Below are 14,946 nucleotides of genomic sequence, written 5' to 3'. Positions count from 1 at the left end.
ATGTATTTTTGAATGTAAATACTAATCTAATTTAATCTATTCAAATGAAAAAGACGATTCCGTTTATTGTGTTAATTGCTTTGGGTATTATAGGTCTGTTTGGATCTCCTACAGAAATGGCAAACCTGTCCAACGTCAAGCTGGATTCAGGAGATACAGCATGGTTGTTGACTTCCTCCGCATTGGTGCTGATTATGACTCCGGGTTTAGCATTTTTCTATGGAGGTATGGTTAGTAAAAAGAATGTTATTTCGACAATGTTGCAGAGCTTTATTTGTATGTGCCTAATATCGATTGTATGGGTTGTTTTTGGTTTCAGTTTGGCATTTGGCGAAGATATTGGAGGAATTATAGGTGATCCTCGAACTTTTTATATGATGAAAGGAATGCTGGGCAATGTAGCTTGGGAGGGGTTACCAACCGTTCCCCTGATTCTTTTTGCGATGTTTCAGTTAAAATTCGCTATTATAGCACCTGCTCTTATCACCGGAGCCTTTGCCGAGCGAGTTCGCTTTAATTCTTACATGGTATTTATTCTACTTTTTAGTATATTCATTTATATGCCCTTGGCTCACGCAACCTGGCATCCCGAAGGTATTCTAGCGAGGTATGGCGTATTAGATTTTGCAGGGGGTACAGTCGTACACATGTCTGCGGGTTGGGCTGCGTTGGCTTCGGCGCTTTACTTAAAAGGAAGAAGGACTCCGACACATTCACCAGCTCGGATCAGTTATGTTATTTTAGGTACGGCATTGTTGTGGTTTGGTTGGTTTGGTTTTAATGCTGGGTCGGCAGGAGGGGCGAACAGTTTGGCTGCGCATGCATTTGCAACAACCACGATAGCTTCTGCTGTAGCAGCTATGTCTTGGATTTTTGTCGATATTATTCGAGGTAAGAAGCCATCGGCAATGGGTGCATGTATCGGTGCTGTCGTTGGACTTGTCGCGATCACTCCCGCTGCAGGATTTGTAAGTATATCGCATTCTATTGTTATTGGATTAATTGCTGCTTTAGTAAGTAATTTGCTAGTATTTCTACGTAGTAAAACCCGTATCGATGACACGTTGGATGTGTTTCCTTGTCATGGAGTAGGAGGTATGGTCGGGATGGTATTGACTGCCGTATTCGCACATAACTCAATAAACCCAGTCTTGAAAGAGAACGGTTTATACTTTGGTGAGACAAATTTGTTTACAGCACATGTGATTGCACTCGTTGCTGTTTCTATTTTTGCTTTCTTTGGAGCGCTATTACTCCTTAAGCTTACTGATCTGATTGCTCCGTTGCGTGTGCACGAGAAAGATGAAGAATTGGGGTTAGATAGAACACAGCACGACGAAGAATTATAAAAAAAACGCCTGAAGCGGGGAGCTACAGGCGTTCTTAACTAACCAATTATTAACCTAAATTATGAATACCCAAAGTTAACCGTATAAATCAATTTAAAATGTTAAATACTTGTTAATATTGATATAGTCATAGTATTGTGACATTTTATTTTTTTATGAGAATAAACTCTGCCGATAAGAGATGGGGGATATACCTTTTGTGTTTTAAATATCTTCGAAAAATAGCTGGGTGATGGATAATGCATCGCATATGAAATCTCCGCAATATCTAGTGTTAAATTCTCCTTTTTACCCGGATTAATTATGTCGTACTATATCCTATCTCTTGTCGAGAATTTATAATTTTACTACCTTGCCCTTATATATACCTAATTACCATAAAACTAATAAAAAATGTTTTTTTTTCGATTTTCTGTTTTTTTTATTGCCTCTCTGTGGGGATTGACATTGAGTGGACAACATAAGAAACCCAATGTGGTAATTATTATTTCGGATGATCACTCCTATCAGACTATCAGTGCCTATGGTTCGAAATTAGGTCGGACGACTAATATAGACAGAATCGCCCAAGAAGGTGCTACTTTTAATCGGACTTATGTAAATAATTCGATATGTGGCCCAGCTAGAGCGACCCTTTTAACAGGGAAATATAGCCACAAAAATGGATTCAAAGATAATGAAACCTCTACTTTTAATTTTTCGCAGAATACCTTTATTAAAGAGTTGCAACAAGTGGGGTATAAGACAGCTTGGGTCGGTAAAATTCATTTAGGTGAGGAGCTTCAAGGATTTGATTATTACGATATATTGGTAGGACAGGGGCATTATTTCAATCCGGATTTTATTTCACAGGATGGAAAAAAGAGAAGTGAGGGCTACGTGTCGGATATCGTTACTGAAAAGGCATTGGCTTGGTTAGATTCAACGGCAGATAATTATCCATTTTGTTTGGTCATCGGCCATAAAGCTACCCATAGAACCTGGATGCCTGACCCCAAGGACTTTGGGGAATTTGATCAGGATAGTATCCCTCTTCCTCCTAGTTTCTTCGATGATTATTCAGGGAGGTCTGCAGCAGCAGTACAGGAAATGTCTATTAATAAAGACATGAAGATGGGGTACGATTTAAAAATGTTTGAATCCTGGGAGAAAATGATGGTGGATGGAAATTTTAAAAGGATGAACCCGGAACAGAAAAAGCAATATGCAGCATATTATAAGCCAATTTATGAAAAGTTGGAAGCAGCTAATCTTTCTGGAGATGATCTTGCTAAATGGAAATATCAACGCTATATGATAGATTATCTAAATACGGCGCGTTCTATGGACAGGAATATAGGTAAAGTGTTGGATTATCTAAAAGCGCGTAATCTTGATGATAATACGGTGGTGATTTATCTTTCTGATCAAGGATTCTATATGGGTGAACATGGATGGTTTGATAAACGTTTTATGTACGAAGAATCGTTTCGTACCCCAATGTTGATGAAGTATCCAGGGACCATCCCCGTAGGGGCACATATCGATGCCAATATTGTCAATGCAGATATTGCTCCTACAGTATTAGAATTGGCCGGGGTAGATATTCCTAAAGATATGCAAGGGCAATCTTTCGCTAAAGTTCTGAAATCTCCTTCTAAACCCCATCGTAAAGCATTGTATTACCACTATTTTGAAAATGGCGAGCACGCGGTGTCTCCACATTTCGGCGTAAAGGACGATCGCTATAAATTAATTCGTTTCTATAAACGTGTAGATGTATGGGAGCTCTTCGATCTGGAAAAAGATCCACAGGAGTTGAATAATGTTTATAATGACCCTGCCTATAAAAGTGTTGTGGCTAAGATGAAAGCGAAGTTAAAAAGAGAAATTAAGAGTTTTGATGATAAGGAAGCAGAGGAGATCTTTTCAAAATTTTAATATGTTTTGATAAAGCCCTGTTTTCCTATACATAGGTGCTCCTTCTCTTAAGTACATTTTAGTAGTATGAATATATTACAATGCCCCATATAACTTACTTTTGTGAGGTATGATCGAACATTTTTTTTTAAGTTTTGGTATTTTCAGTAAAGAAGAGGTAGCAGGTTTTTTACCCCTATTTGAATATCGGACATTGTCCAAAATGGGTTATTTTGCTCAGGCGGGTCAAGTCTGTAAGGAAGTCGCTTTTATTGAGTCAGGTATATTCCGTTCCTATTATCATACGGAGAAGGGAGATGATGTTACTTATTGTTTCCGTTTTCCTAACGGTATGTTGGGGGCTTATTCTTCTTTTATCTCGGGTGCACCGAGTGTCGAAAACTTGCAAGCCCTTACTGAAGCGAAGATTTGGGTTCTAACTATGAAGAAGGTAGAAGACTTGGAAGCGTCTGACCCGAAATGGACGAAGTTCTTGAAGATCATAGCCGAGCAACAATATATAGAGCTTGAAGAACGGGTGTTTCAATTGCAAAAAGAAAGTGCTTCATCGCGTTACGGTAGTTTGCTCAAAAAACAACCTGATTATATACAATCCATACCTTTACAGTACCTCTCTTCTTATCTGGGGATCACCCAACGACATTTAAGCCGTATTCGTAAATCGCTTTCTTTTTAGACATTTGTCCTGTATAATCGGTTGGTATAGCTGTTAGCTTTGCATACTATATTTTCGCAGACATGAAGAAGATCTTAATTATCAATGGACATCCCAATAAGAAATCTTTTAACAGTGCTTTGGTACAAGCCTATTGGGATGGAGCACTTGGGCAGCAAGCCGAAATAAGGGTTATTCCTATTGGTGAGTTGCAATTTGACCCTAATCTACAGTACGGATATCAACAACGGATGGAGTTAGAGCCCGATTTGATACAGGCTTGGGATAGTATTTTATGGGCCGACCATCTCGTTTGGATTCATCCTGTTTGGTGGGGTGGGCTCCCTGCAGTAACCAAGGGCTTTGTGGATCGACTTTTTTTGCCTGGTATGGCGTACAAGTACCGTCCAAATTCTGTTTGGTGGGACAAGTTGCTGCGTGTTAAGACCGCTCATATTATAACCACTCTGGATCAACCGGGATGGTATTACCGTTTATTTTTTGGAAGGCCTAGTGTCAATCAACTGAAAAAGTCGATTCTGGAATTCTGCGGAATCAAGCCGGTAAAGGTTACGTATGTTGGGGTTATACGTAATTCAACGGATGCTCAGCGTACGAAGTGGTTGGATAACATAAAGGCTTTGGGACGTCAGTTACTTTAACGGAGCTTCCAGCAAGAGTTTCTTTACACTGTTTTTGATGTATCCATTCTCGAAATAGGTGTAGATGTTCTGGCCTGGACAATTGGTATGTCCACAATAGTCGCGATGGGTGGCTATTGTTTCAGGCGATATGTCATACTGTTGACAGAAAGAAGCAGTAAGCTTCACCAGGACATCTAGGAGGTGTTCATTGAGTTGCTGTTCATTGTAGTTTCCCAGAAAAGATATCAAAAGATGGCCTGTAGGATCATAGTCTGTATTGGTCTCGCCCACTGTCAGCACATCTCTACCTTGATAGACAGTGCCATCTGGAGCTATCAGGTAGTGATACGGGATATCTGTCCAATTGCGCTCAGGTCCCATGCACCAAGTCTGTATATTCTTTAGCCTTTGTTTAGCATCTCCATTTTCCAATACTATTTTTCCTCCTTCGTGATGTATGGTAATTCGTACAGGGGTATGCTTTTTATAAGGACGTGCTGTTTGTGCATTCCAACTACTACGTGGTTGTATGATTATTTCTATAGAAGGATCTATAGGATAGAATGACATTAAAGGAAATAGAAGAAGTAAGAACAAAAGCTTCATGTTGATTTTTCTTAGGTTTGCTAATGCAATTTAGGTAATTTTAGCCGTACTTTTTATTATTCCAATATGTGTTTCAATCTGCGCTTTTTTTCTGTCTTTGTTCTTTCTCTCTTTTCTATGGCCTGTTTTGGTCAGGATTTAGAGCGCGAACAGAAAGACCGGGATCTAAAGATATTGGTGATTTCGGATTTGAATGATGCGTATGGTTCGGTCACATACAGTACGGAGGTACATCGTTTGGTGGGGCGGATAAAGGATATCAATCCAGATATTATCTTATGTGGAGGGGATATGGTCGCAGGACAAAAAGCCTCTTTACGTAGATCTCAGCTAGATAGTATGTGGAGCGGATTTCAGGCTTCGGTGTTGGAGCCTATCCAGCAGATGAATATTCCTTTTGGTTTTACGATGGGTAATCATGATGCTTCTCCCAATTATAAAAATGATCGGGAAGCGGCTTCTGCTTTCTGGACAGCGTATAAAGATCAGGCAAAACTTACTTTCGTAGATGATACCCACTTTCCGTATTATTTCTCTTATCTAAAGAATAACATCTTGTTTTTGAGTTGGGATGCTTCAGCATCGGTTATTCCTGATGCGGTAAAGAGCTGGATGGTAACACAATTGTCCTCTGACTATGCGCGGAAAGCAAGGGGGCGAATAGTTTTAGGGCATTTACCTTTATATGCTATGGTAGAGGCGAAAAACAAACCCGGAGAAGTAATAGAGGACGCCGATGCTACCTTAGCTTTCTTTAAGGACCATGCTGTGGATATGTATATTTCCGGGCATCAACATGCTTATTTCCCAGGGTCCAAACAGCAAGTTACACTCCTTCATAGTGGTTGTCTAGGAGGGGGACCTAGACCGTTGATTGGTCATGACGCTCCGGCTTACAAATCGTATGCAATTATTGACATTCCAAAAAAAGGAGGAATGAGCAAGGCGAGTATACTTGGTTTCGTCGCGCCAGATGACCATAAAGTACCGCTTTATGCGTTACCCCGAGAAATAACGGGGTTCAATGGAACTGTAAAGCGTATAGATCGCTCCCTTAACGGAGAAAAATTGAACTTACCCAAGCTACCGAAGAATGCCTTACCTGCAAAGAGTATTGTACAGCAACTTTCTGATTTAGATAACGAACAACGGGAGAAAGCAATAGCGGAGAGTTTTCTTAGGGGTAACTTTCCAAAATTTATGCGGAAATTACAACGGATTGATGTAACTGGGCTGGATGAAAAGGGAAATAGGATAGATGCCTATTATTATGTCATGCCTGATTACCTCATGTTGGGTACGGATGTCGATTTCGTGCGATTGCCGATAAGACCTAGCACGGCTCAGTATATAGCCGATTCGTTGGGATTCGTGTTGAGCAATAGTAAGATCTGTGATGCTGTTTATCAACAGGCAAAGGTGAAGCTCGAGCCTTTACCATTAACAGAAGATAGAGAGCAGTTCAATACCTTTGTGGCGCACAATGTTCGTATTGAACAACAAAGACAAGGGCGAAAAGGCCTTATCGCCGGAATTAAGAAGGATGTGGTGTCGACTGAAAAGCTTCGGGCCACTAAAGGGAAATTGGCACTATACGGTTGGCATAAATTGGATGCTAAACCTATACAGCCCGTATTTACCGGACATGCCGATTATTACGTAGATTATAGCCACGGCATTCGGTTTGTATACCCTTACCTCTTTGTTGGTAAGCAGAAAATAGCATTTGATGACGCGCTAATGAACCCCTCATTGCGTGTTATGCTGACCGATGAGAACGCAAGTTCTTATTATAATTACCCTTGGTAATCCAGCAAAAGAGGAATATCTGGACTATGTCGTATTGTTATTTCTGTATCATTTAACTGTTCCAGCTTAGACCTATGTTTGTACTGTGTTTATTAAACCCCGTACAACTATGGTTAAAGCTATTTTTTTTGATGTAGACGGTACTTTATTACGATTTAATGAAGAGACTATTCCTGATTCGATTCTTGATAGTCTACGCTGTTTAAAAAACACTGGAATAAAGGTGTTTGTCGCGTCTGGGCGTTCCTATGCGCAGATTAAGCGTGTCACCGACTTTCCTTTTGATGGATTTGTTGCTTCGAATGGAGCGGTAGGCATCGATGCGGAAGGAAAAGTTCTTTATAAATCATCTATACCTTATATAGATCTATTTAATCTGGTACAATACCTAGAGTCCAGACCTTCGGCATTTTGTGTTTCTTACATGACCGAGGAAGGTGTTTTTGCCAATGATATTAACGAATTACTGAAGCATCATTATTCACTTATCCATATCCCTCTTCCTGAAAAGCGCCCTCTGTTGGAGTTGTTGCGTTCCAAAGTATTTCAGCTGACTGCCTATATCACTCCTGAGCAGGAAAAGACAATCATCGATAATATTATGGTCAATTGTGTAGCGACGAGGTGGCATGATGATTTTGCAGATATCAACAATCAGCGTTACAACAAAGCGACCGGAGTCGCCTTTTGGTTACGTTATTATGGAATTGGAAAACGTGATACGATGGCTTTTGGAGACGGTGGCAATGATATCGAAATGCTCAAATATGTTAAGTATGGAGTGGCTATGGGGAATGCGCGTCAGGAGGTAAAGGATATCGCTTATCATGTCACGGCCGAAGTCGATGAACAAGGAGTGGTACAGGCGCTAAAGTACTTTAACCTGTTACAGGAAGAAGATGGATTGATTACACTTTAATATAATAGGATCATGAAGAAAGACAGATATGAGAACAGTAGACGGCTTTTTCTGAGGGCAGGATCGCTTATTCCTGGGGGAGTGAATTCTCCTGTTAGGGCATTTAACGGTGTGGGAGGGAATCCTGTTTTTGTGAAAAAAAGGAAAGGCGCTTATCTGTACGATGCGGATGATAATACTTATATAGACTATGTGAATTCTTGGGGAGCCCTCTTGTTTGGGCATGCCTTTTTTTCTGTGGTGGATTCGATTCGGAAGCAATCACTTTTGGGGACTTCGTATGGTATTCCTACAGAAGCGGAGATAGAGCTGGCAAAGTTATTTGTCGATGCTGTACCCCATGTGGAGAAGGTTCGCTTTGTCAATTCAGGTACAGAAGCAACGATGAGCGCTATTCGACTTGCGCGCGGATTTACAGGGAGGAGCAAGATCATCAAATTTATTGGCTGTTACCACGGCCATGCCGATTACTTCTTGGTTGCTGGAGGCAGTGGCTTGTCTACATTGGGGATTGCGGATTCGGCAGGAGTACCACAGGGAGCGGTAGTGGATACTTTATTGGCTGATTTCAACTCGCTAGATAGTGTCGCGCTTTTATTTGAGCAGTTTCCCGAAAGTATTGCAGCAGTAATTGTCGAACCAGTAACAGGTAATATGGGCTGTGTGGGTCCTGTCTCGGGATTTTTGGAGGGTTTACGTAAACTTTGTTCCCAGTATCAGGCTTTATTGATCTTTGATGAAGTAATGACCGGGTTCCGGCTGGCACGGGGGGGAGCACAGGAGTATTTTAAGGTAGAAGCCGATTTGGTGACCTTTGGAAAAATTGTCGGAGGCGGATTGCCAGTTGGCGCATTTGCTGGTAAAAGTCATATTATGGATCAGTTAGCACCCTTGGGGCCTGTTTATCAAGCGGGGACACTTTCCGGGAACCCTTTAGCCATGTCGGCAGGAATACAGATGCTGAAACGGATCAATAAGGATGAAGCGCTGTATCGGAGGATTCAACATAAGACGGCTTATTTGGAAGAGGGATTGAAATCCTTGTTTGAGGAATTGCAGATTCAGGTCTGTATCAACAGTGTAGGTTCTATGATTTCTCTGTATTTCAATAGCGATGTGGTTACGGATTATGTATCAGCCCAAGGTGCAGATGCAGGTGTATTTCGTACGTTTTTCCATGGTATGCTGGAGCAGGGAATTTATCTTCCGCCTTCTCCATTCGAGTCCTGGTTTTTGTCTGATGCGCTTACGCAAGAAGACCTCGATCATACTATTGAAGCAGCCCATTCAGTACTGTCGGGTATGCTAAAAAATAAAATAACAACAGCGTCTGCGCTAAGCTGGACTAGGTGATTTTGCCTGAACTGTCATGGCAAATTTATTACCATATGGCGTATCTTTGGGTAACAAAAGATGATCTACTAAAGTGAAGATCTTAAGGTCAGGTGACTGATTGGAAGGTAAAGGTTTGCAAGACCTTTTATAATGGTTCGAATCCATTCCTGACCTCTTTTTCCAAAGCCATATATCCCCAGCCCGGGTCGATTCTAATCATATTCTTTAAAACGAATAATTATTCTTTATGGCAATGTCAAGATTTTATAGTTTACTTTTTAGTTGTTTACTGTTGTACAGCCCGCAGGTTTCCAAAGCACATGTCATGCTCCCTACCTCTTTTTCATTTCATGATATGGATTGGATAACCTGTCTTGGGGTTGTATTGGTTTTATTTCTGTTTATCGTCTCGACTTTACTCTATAAGTATATCAATCGGTACTGGCAGTTGCTACAAGGACGCCTGCATCGAGATGAAGGTTATGGAAAACGTTTGGATGAGCTGATACGGGATAGCAGTGCAGAGCAGGTCAGTCGATTATGGAGCGTGATCAGTCAATTGGTTAAAAATAAACGAGTTGGTGCCGTTCTTTTCTTTCTGTTGGGAGCTGCATTACAGGCTAGAGCACAGTTTTACGAAAAAGTAGATGATCTGGATTTGCTCAGTCAAGGCGGTGTATTAGTGACGATGGTTCTGGTAGCCATTCCACTTGTTGTCGCCATTATCCTGCTGGTTGTACAGATCAGGAAGCAGGTGCGCAAGTCTGTCAATATGGGAACAAAGAAGGAAGCGGAAGAACTCGCTGACTATGTGCGGAAACAGGATGATGTAGATGCCGCTGTTTTTGAAAAGCGGATGGGGGCACTCCAATATCGGCTTTCGGATCAGGAACTGAGTGGGGCAGCGGCGGTATCTGATGAAAAAGGACTGTTGCAGAGCCGGGATTTGGAGAATCTTCCTTTCGTAGCTAAAAAGCGAAAAGCACTCCCTAGACCTAAAATAGATGCTTCAAGTTCCAGATTGATACAGTGGTTTATCGGTACGGCTACATTCTGGTTGTTATTTGGTACGACTGTAGGTGAATATCTGGGTATCAAATTTATTGCGCCCGATGCCGAAGCAATAAGCTGGCTCAGTTTTGGACGGCTACGTCCGGTACATACCAATGCTGTTTTCTGGGGCTGGTCATCCTTAGGGATGATCGGGTTGGGCTATTATATTGTTGCTAAGGTGAGTAATGTACCGTTGCAGAAAGTCAATTGGGGGTGGTACTCTTTGATATTGATCAATGCCTGCGTATTATTTGGCAGTATCAGTCTGATGGCCGGGATAAACAATGGCGGCGGCGAGTATCGCGAGTATATTTGGCCCATCATGCTGCTGTTTGCTTTGGGATTGACTTTTACCTTAGGGAGCTACCTCAAAACAATAGCAAAAAGAGAAACCAAAGAGATTTATATATCCAACTGGTATATTGTATCGGCTGTATTGTTCATTTCTATTGTTGCTGTAGTGGGCTATCTTCCTTCTTATCAAGATGGATTGGGGGAGACTATTATTCAGGGATATTATATGCATCAGGCGGTAGGGATGTGGTTTATGCTGTTTACCTTAGGAATTGTCTATTATTTTCTGCCCCAACAGCTCAATCGCCCTATTTACTCCTATAGTCTGGGTATACTGGCGTTCTGGACACAGATTCTGTTCTATACGCTTATTGGTACACACCACTTTGTTTTTAGTGCTATTCCCTGGTGGCTACAAACTGTTGCTATTGTGGCCAGTGCAGGCATGGTGATCCCTGTGGCGGCAGGTACGACCAATTTTATCATGACTTTCCGTGGTGCCTGGCACAAAGTGAGAGATAGTTATTCTCTTCCTTTTTTTGTCGTAGGTATTGTTTTTTACTTTACGGGATCGATGCAGGGAACAGCTGAAGCCTTCCGGTACACGAATCTACTTTGGCATTTTACTGACTTTACGGTAGCGCATTCCCATATGACGATGTATGGTATTATTGCCTTTCTACTGTGGGGCGGGATCTATGCCCTGCTTCCGCGTCTTACGGGAAAGGAATCCGGACAGGCAGCCATAGGTGCTCATTTTTGGCTAGCATTAATCGGTCTGATGATTTATTCGGTCTCCCTGATGTATGGAGGGACATTGCGTGGTTTAGCATGGATGGAAAATGTGCCATTTATCGATAGCGTGCCTTTGATGATGCCTTATTGGCTGTGGCGCGCAATAGGCGGTACTTTAATGTGGATATCGCATATCGTATTTGCGTATAATGTGTTCCAGATGATGGCTGTAAGTAAAGAGGATAAGTCACTTGTGGATCAGGTTATCACTTATCTGGAAGAGGAAAATGTCGAAAACAACTAAAGGAGGAAGCTAAAAATGGAAATTTTTAATAATCATAAAAAGCTATTTACAACGGCTACGGTTTTATTTCTGTTACTGACTGTTGTTATTGCTATTGTGCCAGCATTTGATAATCAGATGAATAACGGTCCTCTGCCGGATGCGCAGCCCCTGAGTGAAAATGCAAGAAAAGGTAGGGATCTCTATATATCCAATGGTTGTGTGGCATGCCATAGTCAACAGGTACGTAATGTGCATATGGATAAAGTGTGGGGCAATAGACCATCCATAGCTGCTGATTATGCATTGAGCAAGCGTGTGGATACCTGGCGAAATACAGCAACATTGATGGGGACTGAACGGACAGGACCTGACCTGACGGATGTAGGAAATAGGCAACCTAGTCTGGATTGGCATCTCCTCCATTTATATAACCCACGTCTGGTTGTTAAGGAGTCTATTATGCCGGCTTATCCTTGGCTGTTTACACATAAAGAGGTTTTGGAGGAAGGAGATATCGCAGTAAGTGTGCCTATAGCTATGCGGAAAGGGAATAAGAGGGCGGTGGCTACCCAAGAGGCACTATATCTTGTCGCTTACCTGCAGGAGCTGAAGCAGGCTCCGCTTCCTGAAGCTACAACTACGCCATCTTTTCTTTATAAGCCGGAAGAGAAAGTTGGGGGAACCGTATCAAAAATGGATGATGGACTATTGGATGGACAGACATTGTATGCCGCCAATTGCCAATCCTGTCACCAGGCTTCTGGCGAAGGATTGGCAGGAGCGTTTCCTCCTTTGAAAAATAGTAAAATCGTGCTTAGCAATGACCTCAAGCTATATGTAGATATTATCATGAACGGTTATGATTCCAGACCTGAATATAGTGCGATGCCTGCGGTGGGGCATAATATGGGCTGGACCGAGAAAGAAGTAACTGCGATTATAAACTATGAACGTAACAGTTGGGGCAATAAAGCTCCCAAAGTGAGCGAAGAGGAAGTTAAAGAAGTTATGGAGTATTTAAAAACACAAATGAAGTGATGAACAAGTTAAGAAGTATACTCGTTATTGCGTTCTGCGTAATACAACAAACGGTGTGGGCATGCCCGGTCTGTGATAGGCACCAGTCCAAGATATTAAGGGGTGTGGTGCATGGGTCAGGACCCGATAGCCAGTTTGACTATTGGATTATAGGGGCTGTAGCCTTGATTGTGCTGGCTACACTTTTTTTCTCCATTAAATGGCTGATTCGTCCCATGGAGAAGGAGCATACGCATATCAAGCGGATGATAATCAATGAAGTGGATGTTTAAAGTGCTTAGAGATGGAAGCTAAAAGCAAAATATACATATTTATGGATGAGGAGGTGAACCCTCTAGCGATAGTGACTACACCTATTCATATCGATATCGATACCCGCAAACTAGTTGATGGCAAGCATAGTTTGAAATTGGTCAGTAAAGATCCCTCTGGTAAGGAAGGAATACGGATCATTCCTTTTGAGGTACGTAATGGTCCCGCGATAGCGGTGGAGGGTATTCAGGAGAATGCTGTTGTCGATGGTGTAGTGCCTATTATGATTAATGCCTATGGTAAAGGATATCAGAAGTCTTTTCTGATATCCGGTAGTGAGACTCCGCAGACCATCCCGTTTTGGGTGTGGATTTTACTTATTGGCTTTATTGCTTGGTCGTTGTACTATTTGGTTCGTTATATGAATCTCCCGGTTGTGGAGGTGCTGTGAGTATCTGGATCAGTAGCTATTGCACATTCTGTACTAGCAATACCATCCATCTGAAGCTTACTTTTGCGGAAAATAATAACAGAACTTCGTATTTAACTTAAAACTTTTACGCATGATGGAATTAGACAACTTTATTTTTGATCTTATCGCACAAGAGCAGGACAGACAGATGAAAGATCTGGAACTCATCGCTTCAGAGAACTATGTAAGCCCGCAGGTGATGCAGGTCACAGGTTCTGTATTAACCAATAAGTACGCCGAAGGATATCCTGGCAGGAGGTATTATGCCGGTTGTGAGGTTGTGGATCAGGTAGAACAGGCCGCTATAGACCGTATAAAGAAGGTATTTAATGCCAGCTACGCCAATGTGCAACCACATTCCGGTTCGCAGGCCAATGCTGCAGTGCTGTCGGCCTGTCTTAAGCCAGGTGATAAGATACTTGGATTTGATCTGGTGCAAGGTGGGCACCTCACGCATGGAGCCTCGGTCAATTTTTCAGGCAAGTTATACAAAACCAGTTTCTACGGCGTCGATAAAGAAACTGGTTTTTTAAATTATGACCGGATCCAAGAGATTGCCCTCCGGGAACGGCCCAATCTGATCATAGCAGGAGCTACGGCTTATTCCCGTGATATCGACTATCAGCGATTTAGAGCGATAGCGGATAGCGTAGGAGCGTTGTTATCGGCAGATATTGCACATCCTGCGGGGCTTATTGCTAAGGGATTGCTGTTTGACCCAATCCCGCATTGTCATGTGGTGACAAGTACAACTCATAAAACTTTACGTGGGCCGCGTGGAGGAATAATATTGATGGGGGCTGATTTTGAGAATCCCTTTGGGCTCCAAGATAATAAAGGGAATATACGGATGATGTCTTCGCTTTTAGATGCTTCGGTTTTTCCTGGAAATCAAGGTGGTCCATTGATGCATATCATAGCCGCTAAAGCGGTTGCTTTTGGTGAAATACTTACAGCAGAATATGATAGCTATATTAAGCAGGTACAGAAGAATGCCAAAGCCTTTGAAAACGCCCTTCGTTCCCGCAATTTTGATATGGTGTCCGGTGGTACAGATAACCATTTGCTGTTAATCGATCTTTCTAGTTGGTCTATATCTGGACGGGAGGCCGAATTAGTTCTGAATAACGCGGGTATTACTTTGAATAAGAATATGATTCCATTTGATACGAAATCGGCGTTGCAGACTTCTGGTATCCGGGTTGGAACACCAGCGATTACGACACGTGGATTGCTTGAAAAGGATATGGAGACCATTGTCGATTTGATGGAGGAAGCATTGCGCAACAAAGATGATGCAAATAAGTTGAAGGGTATCAAAGAGAAGGTTAATAACTGGATGATGGATTATCCTTTGTATTAGATGTTGGATAAAGTCTGTAAAAGGTACTGTTTACCTTAGAAGCAGCGGCGTGGGGGGTAATTGAAGTCCTGTTTATGATGTTTTCTCTGTCCTCCATGCCGGACAGGCGTGACACTTGGTATCGGCCAAGTGTCCAAGCCTAGTCGCTTGAACATTCTGACCGAACGTTTGTGCTTCTCAGTACTGATGTCAGAATCTTCACAGGCGACATTAATC

At 42.1% G+C, this 14,946-nt stretch carries 13 protein-coding genes; 12 read left to right on the top strand and 1 reads right to left on the bottom strand.

The window, feature by feature from the left end:
* Positions 1-44 precede the first annotated feature (44 nt).
* From G7B20_RS09015 to G7B20_RS09000, 4 genes are all read left to right on the top strand, one after another.
* Entirely contained in the window at positions 45-1,349 is a 1,305-nt protein-coding gene (locus G7B20_RS09015) for an ammonium transporter (protein ID WP_164110438.1), read from the top strand.
* 393 nt (positions 1,350-1,742) lie between these two features.
* Positions 1,743-3,269, top strand: a complete 1,527-nt coding sequence (locus tag G7B20_RS09010) for a sulfatase (protein WP_164110436.1) — start codon at positions 1,743-1,745, stop codon at positions 3,267-3,269.
* Between the two features lie 109 nt (positions 3,270-3,378).
* Entirely contained in the window at positions 3,379-3,945 is a 567-nt protein-coding gene (locus G7B20_RS09005) for a Crp/Fnr family transcriptional regulator (protein WP_164110434.1), read from the top strand.
* 62 nt (positions 3,946-4,007) lie between these two features.
* Positions 4,008-4,586, top strand: a complete 579-nt coding sequence (locus tag G7B20_RS09000; RefSeq protein ID WP_164110432.1) for an NAD(P)H-dependent oxidoreductase — start codon at positions 4,008-4,010, stop codon at positions 4,584-4,586.
* Here G7B20_RS09000 and G7B20_RS08995 read toward each other — a convergent pair.
* Positions 4,578-5,174, bottom strand: a complete 597-nt coding sequence (locus G7B20_RS08995) for a peptidoglycan recognition family protein (RefSeq protein WP_164110430.1) — start codon at positions 5,172-5,174, stop codon at positions 4,578-4,580. The genes G7B20_RS09000 and G7B20_RS08995 overlap by 9 nt on opposite strands.
* A 117-nt stretch (positions 5,175-5,291) precedes the next feature.
* Here G7B20_RS08995 and G7B20_RS08990 point away from each other — a divergent pair, with 117 nt between their 5' ends.
* The 8 genes from G7B20_RS08990 (at position 5,292) to glyA (ending at position 14,730) form a co-directional block, all read left to right on the top strand.
* Complete coding sequence (locus G7B20_RS08990; RefSeq protein WP_164110428.1) at positions 5,292-6,983, top strand: metallophosphoesterase family protein; 1,692 nt, start codon at positions 5,292-5,294, stop codon at positions 6,981-6,983.
* A 109-nt stretch (positions 6,984-7,092) separates the two neighbouring features.
* Positions 7,093-7,902 carry a Cof-type HAD-IIB family hydrolase gene (locus tag G7B20_RS08985; protein WP_164110425.1) on the top strand — a complete coding sequence of 270 codons (810 nt, stop codon included), beginning with the start codon at positions 7,093-7,095 and terminating at the stop codon, positions 7,900-7,902.
* 12 nt (positions 7,903-7,914) lie between these two features.
* A complete protein-coding gene (gene hemL, locus G7B20_RS08980; protein ID WP_164110423.1) occupies positions 7,915-9,255 on the top strand; it encodes a glutamate-1-semialdehyde 2,1-aminomutase in 1,341 nt (446 codons plus the stop codon).
* Between the two features lie 229 nt (positions 9,256-9,484).
* Complete coding sequence (locus G7B20_RS08975; protein ID WP_240465996.1) at positions 9,485-11,623, top strand: cbb3-type cytochrome c oxidase subunit I; 2,139 nt, start codon at positions 9,485-9,487, stop codon at positions 11,621-11,623.
* A gap of 15 nt (positions 11,624-11,638) precedes the next feature.
* The gene (locus tag G7B20_RS08970) at positions 11,639-12,643 is read left to right on the top strand and encodes a cbb3-type cytochrome c oxidase subunit II (RefSeq protein WP_164110421.1); all 1,005 of its coding nucleotides are present in this window, start codon (positions 11,639-11,641) and stop codon (positions 12,641-12,643) included.
* Positions 12,643-12,915, top strand: coding sequence for a hypothetical protein (locus tag G7B20_RS08965; protein WP_164110419.1), 273 nt, complete (start codon positions 12,643-12,645; stop codon positions 12,913-12,915). The genes G7B20_RS08970 and G7B20_RS08965 overlap by 1 nt, the downstream gene beginning before the upstream one ends.
* Before the next feature lie 11 nt (positions 12,916-12,926).
* The gene (locus G7B20_RS08960) at positions 12,927-13,346 is read left to right on the top strand and encodes a cytochrome C (RefSeq protein WP_164110417.1); all 420 of its coding nucleotides are present in this window, start codon (positions 12,927-12,929) and stop codon (positions 13,344-13,346) included.
* A gap of 115 nt (positions 13,347-13,461) precedes the next feature.
* Positions 13,462-14,730, top strand: a complete 1,269-nt coding sequence (gene glyA / locus G7B20_RS08955; RefSeq protein WP_164110593.1) for a serine hydroxymethyltransferase — start codon at positions 13,462-13,464, stop codon at positions 14,728-14,730.
* The last annotated feature ends 216 nt before the right edge of the window (positions 14,731-14,946 follow it).

This window comes from Sphingobacterium sp. xlx-96 (genome assembly GCF_011007365.1).
Taxonomy (GTDB): Bacteria; Bacteroidota; Bacteroidia; order Sphingobacteriales; family Sphingobacteriaceae; genus Sphingobacterium; species Sphingobacterium luzhongxinii.
Note: the sequence above shows the minus strand (reverse complement) of the source record. Positions and strands in the feature narration are given on the sequence as shown.

What these genes read in the sequence shown, in the direction of transcription:
- G7B20_RS08985 (WP_164110425.1), top strand. Translation starts at nt 7,093, where the DNA reads ATGGTTAAAGCTATTTTTTTTGATGTAGACGGTACTTTATTACGATTT.
- hemL (WP_164110423.1), top strand. Translation starts at nt 7,915, where the DNA reads ATGAAGAAAGACAGATATGAGAACAGTAGACGGCTTTTTCTGAGGGCA.
- G7B20_RS09015 (WP_164110438.1), top strand. Translation starts at nt 45, where the DNA reads ATGAAAAAGACGATTCCGTTTATTGTGTTAATTGCTTTGGGTATTATA.
- G7B20_RS08965 (WP_164110419.1), top strand. Translation starts at nt 12,643, where the DNA reads ATGAACAAGTTAAGAAGTATACTCGTTATTGCGTTCTGCGTAATACAA.
- G7B20_RS08960 (WP_164110417.1), top strand. Translation starts at nt 12,927, where the DNA reads ATGGAAGCTAAAAGCAAAATATACATATTTATGGATGAGGAGGTGAAC.
- G7B20_RS08995 (WP_164110430.1), bottom strand. Translation starts at nt 5,174, where the DNA reads ATGAAGCTTTTGTTCTTACTTCTTCTATTTCCTTTAATGTCATTCTAT.
- G7B20_RS08975 (WP_240465996.1), top strand. Translation starts at nt 9,485, where the DNA reads ATGGCAATGTCAAGATTTTATAGTTTACTTTTTAGTTGTTTACTGTTG.
- G7B20_RS09000 (WP_164110432.1), top strand. Translation starts at nt 4,008, where the DNA reads ATGAAGAAGATCTTAATTATCAATGGACATCCCAATAAGAAATCTTTT.
- G7B20_RS08990 (WP_164110428.1), top strand. Translation starts at nt 5,292, where the DNA reads ATGGCCTGTTTTGGTCAGGATTTAGAGCGCGAACAGAAAGACCGGGAT.
- G7B20_RS09005 (WP_164110434.1), top strand. Translation starts at nt 3,379, where the DNA reads ATGATCGAACATTTTTTTTTAAGTTTTGGTATTTTCAGTAAAGAAGAG.
- G7B20_RS09010 (WP_164110436.1), top strand. Translation starts at nt 1,743, where the DNA reads ATGTTTTTTTTTCGATTTTCTGTTTTTTTTATTGCCTCTCTGTGGGGA.
- glyA (WP_164110593.1), top strand. Translation starts at nt 13,462, where the DNA reads ATGGAATTAGACAACTTTATTTTTGATCTTATCGCACAAGAGCAGGAC.
- G7B20_RS08970 (WP_164110421.1), top strand. Translation starts at nt 11,639, where the DNA reads ATGGAAATTTTTAATAATCATAAAAAGCTATTTACAACGGCTACGGTT.